The sequence below is a fragment of the Trinickia soli genome, assembly GCF_002879855.1.
In the GTDB taxonomy this organism is placed as follows: Bacteria; Pseudomonadota; Gammaproteobacteria; order Burkholderiales; family Burkholderiaceae; genus Trinickia; species Trinickia soli.
Genome location: NZ_PNYB01000025.1, coordinates 62,074 through 75,080, shown reverse-complemented (window position 1 = coordinate 75,080; position 13,007 = coordinate 62,074). Strand labels below are relative to the sequence as shown.

General features: G+C 62.3%; 8 protein-coding genes. 5 read left to right on the top strand and 3 right to left on the bottom strand.

Annotation, left to right across the window (positions count from 1 at the left end):
* Positions 1–397 precede the first annotated feature (397 nt).
* The gene (locus tag C0Z19_RS23070; protein ID WP_102612166.1) at positions 398–1,591 is read left to right on the top strand and encodes a pyridoxal phosphate-dependent aminotransferase; all 1,194 of its coding nucleotides are present in this window, start codon (positions 398–400) and stop codon (positions 1,589–1,591) included.
* 466 nt (positions 1,592–2,057) lie between these two features.
* On the opposite strand, the gene C0Z19_RS23065 is transcribed toward C0Z19_RS23070, so the two are convergent.
* On the bottom strand, positions 2,058–3,305 hold the full coding sequence (locus C0Z19_RS23065) for a type II toxin-antitoxin system HipA family toxin (protein ID WP_102612165.1): 1,248 nt from the start codon (positions 3,303–3,305) through the stop codon (positions 2,058–2,060).
* Positions 3,298–3,540 (bottom strand): XRE family transcriptional regulator, encoded by a 243-nt coding sequence (locus C0Z19_RS23060; protein ID WP_233196254.1) that lies wholly within the window; start codon positions 3,538–3,540, stop codon positions 3,298–3,300. The genes C0Z19_RS23065 and C0Z19_RS23060 overlap by 8 nt, the downstream gene beginning before the upstream one ends.
* Positions 3,541–3,910: 370 nt before the next feature.
* On the opposite strand from C0Z19_RS23060, the gene C0Z19_RS23055 reads away from it, so the two are divergent.
* Genes C0Z19_RS23055 through C0Z19_RS23040 form a run of 4 tightly spaced genes read left to right on the top strand, consistent with a single transcriptional unit; the run spans position 3,911 to position 10,572 of the window.
* The gene (locus C0Z19_RS23055; RefSeq protein WP_102612163.1) at positions 3,911–5,371 is read left to right on the top strand and encodes a DUF3375 domain-containing protein; all 1,461 of its coding nucleotides are present in this window, start codon (positions 3,911–3,913) and stop codon (positions 5,369–5,371) included.
* Positions 5,372–5,373: 2 nt separating this feature from the next.
* Positions 5,374–6,027: a DUF4194 domain-containing protein gene (locus C0Z19_RS23050; protein ID WP_102612162.1), complete on the top strand. Its 654-nt coding sequence runs from the start codon at positions 5,374–5,376 to the stop codon at positions 6,025–6,027.
* Entirely contained in the window at positions 6,020–9,391 is a 3,372-nt protein-coding gene (locus tag C0Z19_RS23045; RefSeq protein ID WP_102612161.1) for an ATP-binding protein, read from the top strand. Before C0Z19_RS23050 ends, C0Z19_RS23045 begins: the two co-directional genes overlap by 8 nt.
* Positions 9,388–10,572, top strand: a complete 1,185-nt coding sequence (locus C0Z19_RS23040; protein WP_102612160.1) for a DUF3322 domain-containing protein — start codon at positions 9,388–9,390, stop codon at positions 10,570–10,572. The genes C0Z19_RS23045 and C0Z19_RS23040 overlap by 4 nt, the downstream gene beginning before the upstream one ends.
* 83 nt (positions 10,573–10,655) lie before the next feature.
* Here the strand turns inward: C0Z19_RS23040 and C0Z19_RS23035 are convergent, their stop codons facing one another.
* A complete protein-coding gene (locus C0Z19_RS23035) occupies positions 10,656–12,512 on the bottom strand; it encodes a DEAD/DEAH box helicase (RefSeq protein ID WP_233196253.1) in 1,857 nt (618 codons plus the stop codon).
* Positions 12,513–13,007: the final 495 nt, after the last annotated feature.

Here is a 13,007-nt window from a genome sequence, read left to right as displayed (position 1 = left end):
CCGTGGCACCACCCGCCCCGGCTCAATGAGCTGGCGCCCCCCGAACCACCGCTGTACCCAGGCTTCACCGTCATACGATCCTCCGCCGCGATAACGACGTTCATTTTCAGGAACGATGCCGCGCAGGGATAGCCGACCGAACGGCCAATGCGTCGCGCTGGCCGCCCGGCAGCCCGAGCCATTGCAGCAGGCGTGGATCGGCCGTGCGCCAACCCGGGGGCCTCGTGCAGACCTGCATCGATTGAGTCAGGACGCTTGCGCGCAGAGGAGATCACGGTGCGCCTGGGCGAGCGGCCGAACCGGCACGCTGTCCTTCGGCGAGTCTGGTATGTTTGCGCACTGTGCCCCGTGGCAACGTCGATCTGCGCCGCAGCCCCAGCAAAGGACAACACACACCATGAACGCCAGCCACTCCCTGGCCGAGAGTCTTCCTGTCGCCGCTCGCGACGCGATCCGCCAATTGCGCGCCTCGCGCATTCGAGAAGTTGCAAACGCAGGGTTCGGCGTACCCGACGTGCTGCCGTTCTGGTTCGGCGAGTCCGATCGCGTCACGCCGGATTTCATTCGGGAAGCTGCCAACGAGGCGCTGTCGCGCGGCGCGACGTTCTATACGCACAACCTGGGCATCGCCGGGCTGCGCAGTGTATTGGCCGACTACGTCAGCGCGCTGCACGGTCGCACCACGATGGATCAGGTGGCCGTGACGAGTGCCGGCGTCAACGCACTGATGTTGGCTGCACAATTGGTCGTCGGGCCGGGTGACCGCGCCGTGGCGGTCACCCCGTTATGGCCGAACGTGGTCGAGATTCCGAAGATACTCGGAGCCCGCATCGAGACGGTTTCACTCGATTACGGCCCACAAGGCTGGACGCTCGACGTCGACAAGCTGTTGGCGGCGCTCACGCCCGGCACCCGGCTGTTGACGATCAATTCGCCCAGCAATCCGACAGGCTGGGTGATGCCTCGCGACGCGCAGCAGGCTGTGCTCGAGCATTGCCGGCGACACGGCATTTGGATTCTTGCGGACGAAGTCTATGAGCGGCTGTACTACGGAGCGCAACGCGCGGCGCCGTCATTTTTGGATCTCGCAGACCGCGAGGAGCGCATCATCTGCGTCAACTCGTTCTCCAAGTCGTGGCTGATGACGGGCTGGCGGCTCGGCTGGATGGTGCTGCCGACCGCCCTCACCGACGATCTGAGCAAGCTCATCGAATACAACACCTCGTGTGCCCCATCGTTCGTGCAAGAGGCCGGTGTCGTAGCGGTGCGCGACGGCGAAGTCTTCATTCGCAGCGAGCAAACACGGCTGCAGGCGGCGCGCGATCATCTTGTCGCCGCGCTGTCCGGGTTGCCCGATGTCGACGTGCATGCCCCGCAAGGCGCCATGTACGTATTCTTTAGATTAAGCGGCGCACAGGACAGTCTCGCGCTGTGCAAACGCCTCGTGCGAGAGGCGCGCGTCGGTCTCGCGCCGGGCAGCGCCTTCGGGCCCGAAGGGGAAGGTTTCGTGCGTTGGTGCTATGCGTGCGACACGCAACGACTCGATGAAGGCGTCAGTCGATTACGGGGATTTTTGTCGGCAGCCGATTAAGTTGCGGCGTTTTGCGACGTTGCGCGAACGCAATGTCGCCCCGTCGGCGGGCGTCATCGCGGCAGTCGATCTCGCGCTCGACAGGGTCGATCGAACACGACCTCGGTAGTTCGATTGCGCTGAAGGGGGCACGCGATCCGATTCAATGAATTACGATGGAAGAGAACCTGATAACCACCACGTAATTCATTGATTTTATTTAAATTTTTACAACCTACTCCCACTCGGTTGTCAATCCAGTAACCGGAGCCTTGTGGGAATGGAGTTTCCGCCTGGTCACGCGGCTTCGATACCGTCAGCGGTACCGAAAATCCTGCCCGGCAGTTAACGCTTTCGCTGCGCCACACCGGAGAATCCAGGCCCGCTTTGTTTCAAAAATCGCGAACACCGGTGTTTCAGGACGATTTGCGAGCGCGATACCGTCGCGGATACCGTCAGGCGGGTTCGAACGCGGCCCCCGATACCATCACAACCGCAATGCGGCGCAAAGATCGTCGTGCTCGAAGGCACTCGCCATGCGGGCGATCTCTCCTCGCTTGCCACCGACTTCCTGAGCAACCGCTTGCCATGTCCGGGTCACGTCTGCCACCTCCCGAATCGTGGTCCGAGCCTGTTTCAGCGACAAGCCGAAAAACTCCGCCGCATTCTCAAGGAGGCCGACCGAACACGTTCCCTCGTCGAGATCGATGTTAGTCGTCAAGATGCGCGCCTTGACATCGGTTGGCGTGGGATTGAGGTCATAGGCTGGTGACAGTACCCACCCATCGCGCCCCGCCCACAGGAACCCGTGATTGCGCAGATGGTCGTCGACATTGGAAACCAGCACATTGAACGTCACACGCCGATACAACTGTGCAGCATCGGCCCGCGCCTTCGCCCCATGCTGTGTCAGTGCATCAACCAGCTCAGGATAACTGCCGCGTTGGCCGTCCCGCGATCCCGTCATTGACATGGCGGAGAGAAAGGGAATGCGAATGCTCCCCGTGCGATCGAAACGCCGCGACAGCAGCACCGGCTTGTCTGCTACCTGCAGCAGTTCGTGATGCGGGGTAGAGATACCAGCACGTTCAGCCAATCGCAGGGCAACTTCCTCCCAGATCTCGATGCTGTAGTCGTCGGTCTCCTTCGGAAACTTGGCAATCGACAAATGGCCGTACTGGTCGATGATCGATGCTTTGGGACGCGCGCCACCGAGTGAGGACCCAGGCGCGAAGATCAGTTGCAGATCCTCATCGGTTTCCTCGTCCCGCAGGATGCGCTCAGTGATTTGAAGCAGCCGCCCCAATTCGATCAGTGCGGGGACACCGGCGGGCACCAGCGCCAGGAATTCGTCGTTTCCGCTCCAGCGAAATCGGAGGGCCCCGAGGCGAGTTTCATCAGCTACGCCCAGCAGATAATCCAGTTCACCGAGCGTGCGGACGCGCCGCCCTTCCCGTTCGGCCTGCCGACGCTCTGCGCGCTGCATGAGGCGGCGCCCCCACGTATCGGGCGCTGAATCGCCGATCGAACCAAAGATGAGTTGGTCAGGCGGCGGTGGGAAGACGCCTCGCGTCAACGCCAGTGCGGGTTCGATCGAAAAACGTTCATCGTCGGCCAGCCAGGTCTCGTCGTATTCAAACGTGACCGTTTCTTCCCGGCGCGACGCATGGCGCCTGAGTAGCCCTACCGGTCGCGACGTGCCGTCGAGATCGATATATACCTCGACATCAGCCATGGTCACCCTTCCCTCCGGCACCACGGTGCAGCCGGACACGCTGAGGCAATGCGGCAGTTGCCAGCGACTGCCCAACGGCATCCCGGGCGGCGTCAGCAACCTCCAGCAGCCCATCCAGAAGCCCAAGTGCCTGCAGCACGGCCGCGTAGATGCCGATACTCACCCCTGGATCACCCGCCTCGACGCGCTGCAAAGTCGCTCTCGACGTGAAAGCTCGCTCGGCAATCACCGCCATCGTCAACCGGCGGCGGCGACGCGCGTCATGAATATCGGCACCCAATTTGCGCAGCGCCCGTCGGACGCCAGCAGCAGGAGCGTGAGGGGTCGGCATTTTGCTATATTCCTAAGTCGCTAAAGTATATTAATGTAACACGAAGATTACATTTTTACCAACCAGCAACGCTAGAAACGACGCTCAAGGCCCGAGCTATTTCGAAAACCGTGAAGACCAGCCATCTCAAGGCGACTTGTCAGACTGCAATACCGTCAGACGCCTTCCAGCGCGGACCCCAGCAAAGTCGGGTAGCAGTTGCGGTAGGATGAACGCCTTTCGAGCCACAACCGGCCATCTCGTCCGGGGTGCCGCACCCCGTCATCTCACACCGATGCCCCTCGACTACCCTACCCTTGATGCGCTGCGCATGCGCCATCCCGCCTGGCGCCTGTTACGCTCCGACCACGCGCCGCTCGCTGTCAGCTTCCTGCACCGCGTGTTCGTCGCGCCGAACGTGCGCGTGGTGGCGGCTCCGCTTCTTGCCGAAGCGCTCGAGGACGAGCTTTACGCGTTGCGCGAACAGCTCGGCGACGGCGCCTTCCCGAAGCTCGCGCTCGACTATCTGAACGACTGGGCTGGCCCTGAGAAGGGATGGTTGCGCAAGTTCTACGAGCAAGGTTCCGATGAGCCGCAGTTCGACCTGACACCCGCCGCGGAGAAAGCGATCGCGTGGCTCGGCACGCTGACGGAACGCAGCTTTGTCGGCACCGAATCGCGGCTCTTGACGGTCTTCGAGCTGCTGCGGCAGATGGGCGAAGGTAGCGAGGCGGACCCGAACAAGCGTCTTGCCGAACTCCACGCTCGGCGCAGCCAGATCGACGAAGAAATCGCTCGCGTTCAGGCCGGCGACGTTCGGCTGCTCGACGATGCCGCGCTCAAGGACCGCTTTCAGCAATTCATGCAGATGGCGCGCGAACTGCTCACGGATTTCCGTGAAGTCGAGCAAAACTTTCGGCTGCTGGACCGGCATGTGCGCGAGCGAATCGCGCTCTGGGACGGATCGAAGGGCGCGCTCATCGAGGAAATCATGGGCGAGCGCGACGCGATCGCCGATTCGGACCAGGGCAGCAGCTTCCGGGCGTTTTGGGACTTCCTGATGTCGAGCCGCCGTCAAGAGGAACTCTCGGAACGGCTCGAGCGCGTGCTGGCGCTGCCAGCGATCATGGAAATGAGGCCCGACGCGCGCATGCGGCGCGTCCACTATGACTGGCTGGAAGCCGGCGAGCATACACAACGCACGGTAGCTCAGCTCTCGCAGCAGCTGCGACGCTTCCTCGACGATCAAGCGTGGCTCGAAAACAGGCGCATCATGGACATTCTGCGCGGCATCGAAACGAAAGCGCTTGCGCTGCGCGAAGCCCCCCCGCCAGGCTCCGTCATGGAGATCGAAACCGCATCCGCGGACATTGAGCTGCCGATGGAACGCCCGCTTTACGTACCCGCGCTGCGCCCTCTCATCGCCAACGTCGCAATCGAGACCGGCGAGGCGGACCTCGATGCCTCGGCGCTCTACACGCAGATCGTCGTCGATCGCGCGCGCCTCGCAGGCCACATCCGCCGATGCCTCCAAGATCGGCCGCAAGTGACGCTTGCCGAGCTGGCTGCTTCACAGCCGCTCGCGCATGGGCTCGCCGAGCTCGTCGCCTATTTGCAACTGAGCGCCGATGCTGGATCATTTCGCGCGACCGTCGATGAGACCATCTCCGATACGATCGAGTGGCAGGCGAACAATGCCAACGGAACAACAATCATCAAGCGCGCGACGATGTCGCGTGTGATTTTCACACGGTAGAGATGACGGAAGAACTGCAAGCCTCATTGCTCGGTCGAGGTGACTTGTCGACGGTCACCATCCCGCTGCTCAAGGGCGTGATCTATCGCGATGGAAACGAGCGCATCTGGGCCGCACTGCTCGAATTGCAGACGCATGTCCGCGACTACGTCGCCGTGCTTGGCCTCGAGCTCGTCGTGGACGAGGCCGAAGGCTACGCCTTCGTAAAGAGCCGCGCCGACCATGACGCTGAACTCGACGAGGACCAGGCTAGGCTACCTCGGCTCGTCGCCCGGCGTCCACTCTCGTTCCCCGTGAGCCTGCTGCTCGCGCTGCTGCGAAAGAAGCTGGCGGAATGGGATGCTGGCGGCGGCGACACACGGCTCGTCCTTGCGCGCGAGGACATCGTCGAGCTCGTGCGCGTATTCCTTCCCGCGAGCACCAACGAGGCGCGCCTGGTCGATCAGATCGATACACAGGTGAACAAGATCGTCGAGCTCGGCTTCCTGCGCCGGATGAAGACCACGAGCGGACCGCCCACATTCGAGGTGCGGCGTATTCTCAAGGCGTTCGTCGACGCACAATGGCTGCTCGATTTCGACGCGCGGCTTGCGAGCTATCGAGCGCACCTTCAAGATTCGACGGTTTCGGACCAACAGGAAAGTCGCGATGAATGAGCCGCGCACGCTCGGCCTCGATTTTGCCGCCGACGACGCCCTGACGGGCTTTCGCCTCGATCGACTCGAGGTTTTCAACTGGGGAACCTTCGACGAACGGGTCTGGGTGCTGCGGGTCGATGGCCGCAACGGTCTGCTGACAGGAGACATCGGCTCCGGCAAGTCGACGCTTGTCGACGCCATCACCACCCTCCTCGTCCCCGCGCAGCGCATCGCCTACAACAAGGCGGCAGGCGCGGACAGCAAGGAACGCACGCTACGCTCGTATGTGCTCGGCTACTACAAGTCCGAGCGCAACGAAGTCACGGGGACGGCCAAGCCCGTGAGCTTGCGCGACCATAACAGCTATTCGGTGATATTGGGCGTGTTTCGTAACGCCGGGTACGATGCCACTGTCACACTCGCGCAGGTGTTCTGGATGAAAGACGCGCAGGCTCAACCCGCGCGATTCTTCGTCTGTGCCGAACGCGATCTCTCGATTGCAGCCGACTTCGCGCGCTTCGGCACCGACATCGCACAGCTGCGTAAAAAGCTACGTGGGCTGGGCGCCGAAATCGAGGACACATTTCCGAAATACAGCGCCTGGTTCCGGCGGCGCTTTGGAATCGAGAACGAACAAGCGCTCGAGCTCTTTCATCAAACGGTATCGATGAAATCGGTGGGCAATCTCACCGACTTCGTACGCAGCCACATGCTTGAGCCGTTCGACGTCGCGCCACGCGTCGACGCACTGATCACTCACTTCGACGATCTGAATCGCGCCCACGAGGCGGTACTGAAAGCCAAGCGCCAAGTGGAACTGCTGACACCGCTCGTCGACGACTGCGACCGCCACAGCGAACAAGGACGTATTCTCCAAGGCTGGCGAGCGTGCCGTGAAGCATTGAAGCCTTACTTCGCAGGGCTCAAGCTCGCCCTCATCGAACGCCGCCTCCAATTTCTCCATGAGGATCATGCACGTGAGACCTCGCGAAAGGCGCGGCATGAAGAAGCGCGCGACCAGGCGCGCCAGCGCGTGGACGATTTGCGCCGCGCCGTGGCCGAACAAGGCGGCGATCGCATCGCGCAGCTCGGGGCCGAAATCCGCGAGCACGAGCGAGAAGGCGCGCGCCGCCGCGAACGCGCGCAACGCTATGCCGCCATCGTTACGCTGCTCGGCGAAACCGAGGCCAGGGATGAGCGCGCATTCGTTTCCCAGCGCCAACGTCTGGCGGCGCGGCGCAGCTCGCTCGTCGACGACGAAGCGCAACAGCAAAATGTGATCACCGAATGGAGCGTGGCATTTCGCGAAGGGAAAGCGCGACGTGATCTGCTGGAGGACGAAATCGCGAGCCTGAGAGTTCGACGCAACAACATCCCGAAGGAGCAAGTCGCGATGCGCTCGAGCCTATGCTCGGCGCTCGGTCTGGAGGAAGACGTCCTGCCGTTCGCGGGCGAACTGATTCAGGTACGCGAAGATGCGCGCGATTGGGAGGGGGCCGCCGAGCGCGTCCTGCGCAACTTCGGCCTGTCGCTGCTCGTGCCTGACGAGCACTATGCGAACGTCGCGGCGTGGGTCGATCGCACTCATCTCCGGGGGCGGCTCGTCTACTTTCGCTTGCGCTCTGAACGCGCCGCGCGTGTCGCCGAGGCCATCGAGCTACATCGCCACTCGCTCGCGCACAAGCTCGCGATCAAGCCCGATTCACTGTTCTATGGCTGGATCGAGCGCGAAATCGGCCGCCGTTTCGACTATGCATGCTGCGATACGCAGGAGCAGTTTCGGCGCGAGACGCGCGCGATCACGCTTGCGGGCCAAGCGAAAGCGCCTGGAGAACGCCACGAAAAAGACGATCGCCACGCACTTGACGACCGCAGCCGCTACGTGCTCGGTTGGAGCAACACGGCCAAGATTGCCGCCCTCGAAGCGCAACGGCGAGCGCTCGAGGCTCGGCTTGGCGAGATCGGGCAAAGGCTCGGAGAGGCCCAAAATGAGCACGCCAAGGTGCGTGAGCAACTCGAAGCACTTGCGCGCGCCGGCGAGTTCGTCGAGTTTCGAGAAATCGATTGGCCCAGCTGCGCTGCCGCGATCGCGCGTCTGGCGGACGAAAAAGCGCGACTCGAATCGGCAAGCGACGCCCTTGCGGAACTAACGGCTCAATTGGACTCGGCGCAAGCGACGTTAAAAGAGAGCGAAGCGGCGATCTCGGAAACGGACTCGGAACTGGGCGGCATCCTGGCCAGGCAGGAGGCAGCGCAAGCGTTGCGCAACGAGACGCACGCGCTCGCTGCAGAGGTGAATGCCGAACTTGCCGACCGGATCGAGGCCCTGCGAGCGGAGATCCTCGGCGAACACCAGCTTACCGTCGAGTCATGCGACAACCGTGAGCGGGATGTGCGCGAGGCGTTGACAACCCGCATCGACAACGAAACGAAGTCGCTCGGCCGCCTTACCGAGAGAATCATCAAGGCCATGGCGGCCTTCAAGGTTGCCTACAAGCTCGAAACTGCCGACTTCGATGCGAGCCTCGACGCCAGCTCGGAGTACCGTGACATGCTCGCGGGACTGCAAGCGGACGATTTGCCGCGCTTTGAAGCGCGCTTCAAAGAGCTGCTCAACGTCAACACGATCAACGAGATCGCCAACTTTCACGCCCAGCTCGCGCGCGAACGGGAGACGATCAAGGAACGCATCGAACGCATCAACGAATCGTTGCGGCAAATCGACTACAACGCGGGCCGATACATCGTCCTCGAGAGTCAACCCAGCCCCGACGCCGAGATCCGCGAATTCCAGAGCGACCTGCGAGCTTGCACCGAGGGCGAACTGACCGGCTCGGACGATAGCCAGTACTCGGAGGCCAAGTTCCTGCAAGTCAAACGGATCATCGACCGCTTCCGCGGCCGCGAAGCGTTGACCGACCAGGACCGGCGCTGGCGCGCCAAAGTGACCGACGTGCGCAACTGGTTTCTGTTTGCCGCCAGCGAACGCTGGCGTGAGGACGACAGCGAATACGAGCACTACTCGGACTCCGGCGGTAAATCGGGTGGCCAGAAGGAAAAACTCGCCTATACGATCCTTGCCGCAAGCCTCGCCTATCAGTTCGGCCTCGAATGGGGCGCTGTGCGTTCTCGATCGTTCCGCTTCGTCGTGATCGACGAAGCGTTTGGCCGAGGCTCCGACGAATCGGCGCAGTACGGTCTCACATTGTTTCAAAAACTGAATCTGCAACTGCTGATCGTCACGCCGCTGCAGAAGATTCACATCATCGAACCGTTCGTTGCGAGCGTCGGATTCGTTCAGAACGAGGGCGGACGCGCCTCGAAGCTGCGCAACCTGTCGATCGAGGAGTACCGCACGCGCAAGGCGGAGTTCGAGCAATGAGTTGGACGACGGCTGCGGATCTGCGGACGCGCCTTCAGCGCCTGTGGGAGCGAGGCGAATGGCTGCGAAGTCTCGTAGACGGCGGCGAAGGCCTATTCCCGCTGCGTCTGGCAATAAAAGGCCCCAGCTCGTCCGAGTTGGCTGAACGCTTCGACGCGGTACGCACATGGATCGCGGAGATTGCCGCCACACCGCGCGTGCGCATTGAATGGCGAGAGATCAATCATCGAGTTCTCGGCATGCAGCGCGTACCACAGGCAGCTTGGGTCGATAGTCTTGGCGATGCGCTTGTCCTCGTCGGCAAGCGCCGCGACGCAGCGCAATTCGAGCGGCTGCTCGAGATCACGCGCGCCCGCCAGCCGAGGCTCGTCGCGTGGCTCGCACAGCGCCCGTTACAAGCGCTGGAACTTGCTGACGACTGGGAGCGAATGCTGGCAGTCGTCGATTGGATGCTGGCGCATCCTCGTCCTGGTCTCTATCTACGACAGGCAGAAATTGCGTCGGTCGACACGAAGTTCATCGAAGCAAGGCGCGGCGTCCTCACGCAATGGCTCGATCTCACGCTATCGCCCGACGCGATCGACGGCACATCGACAGGCGCCGCCCAATTCGCCACTCGCTACGGCTTCCGTGAGAAGCCGTTTCGTATCCGATTTCGTGTGCTCGATGAGCGCCTCGCCGTACTGCCCGGCGTGGGACGGCCTGACATCGCGCTCGATGCCGACAGCTTTGCGGTTCTCGCACTTCCGTGCCGCCATGTGTTCATTACCGAGAACGAGATAAATTTTCTGGCGTTTCCAGACGTTCCACAATCGATCGTGCTCTTCGGGGCGGGCTACGGTTGGGAAGCGCTGGAACCGGCGCGATGGCTCAAGGATTGCGCACTTCACTACTGGGGCGACATCGACACGCACGGCTTCGCGATTCTCGATCAATTGCGCAGCCGGTACCTGCATGTTGAGTCGTTCTTGATGGACCGCGCGACGTTGGTGGCGCATGAAGCATTCTGGGGGGAAGAACGCGATCAGGTCACGCGCGATCTGCCGCGACTCACGGCTAACGAGCGGGAACTCTTCGACGACCTCCGCGACAACCGGATTCGCCATGGATTGCGGCTCGAGCAAGAGCGTGTGGGATTCGGGTGGGTCAGGGCGGCGATCGAAGAGCGGGCTTACGTTTAGGGCTTACCAATCTCACCGCCAGGCACCACTCGAATGCGACTCGAAGGAGGCCGCCTCGAAGATGCCTGCCCCCGCTCCCACGTTCAGCGACTTCGTTTTGCGCTGCCGTTGCGCAGCAGAGCATCCGAGATCGTCGACAGCACCTCGGCCAGTCGTCTTGCGGCTTCGGGAGACGGCAGCGGCAACCTGAGACTTCGCTCGCCCGTCACGGCATCGCGCTCAACCCACGGGTGGGCGGCAAGCGCGCTATCGCTCGGCTCACTCAACGCCGACGCCAGCACCGCGCCGAACTGCAGCAACCCTGACCACGGTTCGAAGGACGCGCCTGGTTGAGCTGTATCGATGGTCGAAGAGTGAAGCTGCTCCGCGGCACCGGCGAGCCCGGTCTCGACGACGCTCGCATCACTCGCCGCGTCGTCGGACACGACGGCGCCGCTCGCGGCTTCCTCCGCCGCGGCCATAACCTCGCTCTCTCCCATGCGCCCCGTGACGTTTTCGACATCCTTCATGAAGCGGGTCAGGCGCGAGCCGCCGAGCAGAATTTCGCCAGCGCCGCCATCGAGGATGCCCTCCGCCAGTGAGCGCTTGAAAGCCAGCACCGACAGCATGCCCTCCTCGATCGTTCCCTTCGCGACGTAATTGATGACTTGTACCCGCTTTTTCTGGCCCAGCCGATAGATGCGCGCGATGCGCTGTTCCAGCACCGCCGGATTCCACGGCAGATCCATGTTCACAAGCGTCGATGCGTGCTGGAGGTTGAGCCCCGTGCTGCCTGCGTCCGTCGACAGAAACACCCGACAGTCCGGATCATCCCTAAAGCGCTGCACCAGCGCGGGCCGATTTTCCGACGGCACGCCACCGTGGAAGCTGACATAGCCGATGCGGAGCTTCTTGAGCCGACGAATGACGATCTCATGCGTGCGAGTCCATTGACTGAACACCACGACTTTCTCGTCCGGCTGCGTGAATAGCGACTCGAACAGCGTCGCCAGTTCGTCGGCCTTCACTCCATGATCGGTTTCCTGGTCCAGCAGATAGGTGCTGTTGCACGACATGCGCATGTTCTGCAAAGCACAGGTGAGGCGCCGCTGGTCCTGATCCGACAGAAACCTCGTATTACGCCAGCGCCGGACGATATTAGCCACGACGTCCGCGTTTTCCGTGTGATACGCCATCTGCGTCTCGGTCATCGGCACCAGCAGATTCTGGTCAGTGCGCCCGGGCAACTGCAGCAGCACCTCGGACTTGCGGCGCCGTATCATGATCGGCGCCAAGGTCTGGCTGATCTTCTCGAGGCCCGTGTATCCCGTCACGCGTCCCGCCTCGTCCTTGACCTGATGTTCGTGCAGCAGCTTCCACGTGGGCCCGAGACGGTGCTGGTCGACGAATTGAACGATGGAAACGAGCTCCTCCAGCTTGTTCTCGATAGGCGTTCCCGTCAGCACAACGGCATAGGGGCTGTCGATTCGCTTGAGAGCCTTCGCCGCAATGGTGTTCCAGTTCTTGATGCGCTGCGCCTCGTCGACGATGACGAGCTCCGGCGCCCATGCCGAAATCATGTCAAGGTCCGATTTCAGCTTCTCATAGTTGGTGATCTTGTAGAGATCCTGGGCCGCATATTCGCCCTGCCTCTGGGCAAGGCCACCCGCGACCACCCTCGAGGCGTGGCCGGAGAACCGCATGATCTCGCTCTGCCACTGATACTTGAGCGAAGTCGGACAAATCACCAGCACTTTCGACACGCCAAAATGCCGGATCAAGATTTCCGCCGCCGCGACCGCCTGCACCGTCTTGCCGAGGCCCATTTCGTCGCCGATCAGGGCACGCCCGGCACGCACGGCGAACAATGCGCCTTCGGCTTGGTAAGGATAGAGCGGCACCTTGAGCAGCTTCTTCAGCGAGGGCGTCGCTGCCCCCTGCGGAAACTGCCCGTCGAGCATCCTGGCACGGCGCGTCGCATCGCTACGGCCGGCGATGAAATCGAGCGCGTCGTCATGGGCGTGCAATTCGTGCCCGGCCTTCGCCACCCTGGCGAGAAAGCGCCCGAGATCTTCGAAACGGTCCTCCGACAGATGCCAGCGCCGAGACTCGTCGAACAAAGCGGCGGCCGCTTTGGCCACCCTTGCGGGACAATCCATGCCGGCGCGAAAATGGACCGCTCGCCCTCCCTCGTTGCGCAAATACAGCTCCGAGAATGCGGGCTGATAACCGCGAGAGAAGGCAGCCTTTGCGCCGCGCTTGCGCAGCAGTCGCGACAAGGTGAATTCAATGTGCTTACAGGTGCCGAGCTCGTTGGTGGCGTAATCCGGGCAGGCACAGAAGTTGTCGCCGGGGCGGGCTCCACGAATCGACACGCGATAGCTGGACTTCGACTCCGGATTGCCGACGCGGAATTCGGAGAAATACGTCTCCGTCCCGAGGTTCTCCAGCGAGAA

Coding starts and splice junctions, on each gene's coding strand:
- C0Z19_RS23060 (WP_233196254.1), bottom strand. CDS start 3,540: ATGGCGGTGATTGCCGAGCGAGCTTTCACGTCGAGAGCGACTTTGCAG.
- C0Z19_RS23040 (WP_102612160.1), top strand. CDS start 9,388: ATGAGTTGGACGACGGCTGCGGATCTGCGGACGCGCCTTCAGCGCCTG.
- C0Z19_RS23045 (WP_102612161.1), top strand. CDS start 6,020: ATGAATGAGCCGCGCACGCTCGGCCTCGATTTTGCCGCCGACGACGCC.
- C0Z19_RS23065 (WP_102612165.1), bottom strand. CDS start 3,305: ATGGCTGATGTCGAGGTATATATCGATCTCGACGGCACGTCGCGACCG.
- C0Z19_RS23035 (WP_233196253.1), bottom strand. CDS start 12,512: ATGCTCGACGGGCAGTTTCCGCAGGGGGCAGCGACGCCCTCGCTGAAG.
- C0Z19_RS23055 (WP_102612163.1), top strand. CDS start 3,911: ATGCCCCTCGACTACCCTACCCTTGATGCGCTGCGCATGCGCCATCCC.
- C0Z19_RS23070 (WP_102612166.1), top strand. CDS start 398: ATGAACGCCAGCCACTCCCTGGCCGAGAGTCTTCCTGTCGCCGCTCGC.
- C0Z19_RS23050 (WP_102612162.1), top strand. CDS start 5,374: ATGACGGAAGAACTGCAAGCCTCATTGCTCGGTCGAGGTGACTTGTCG.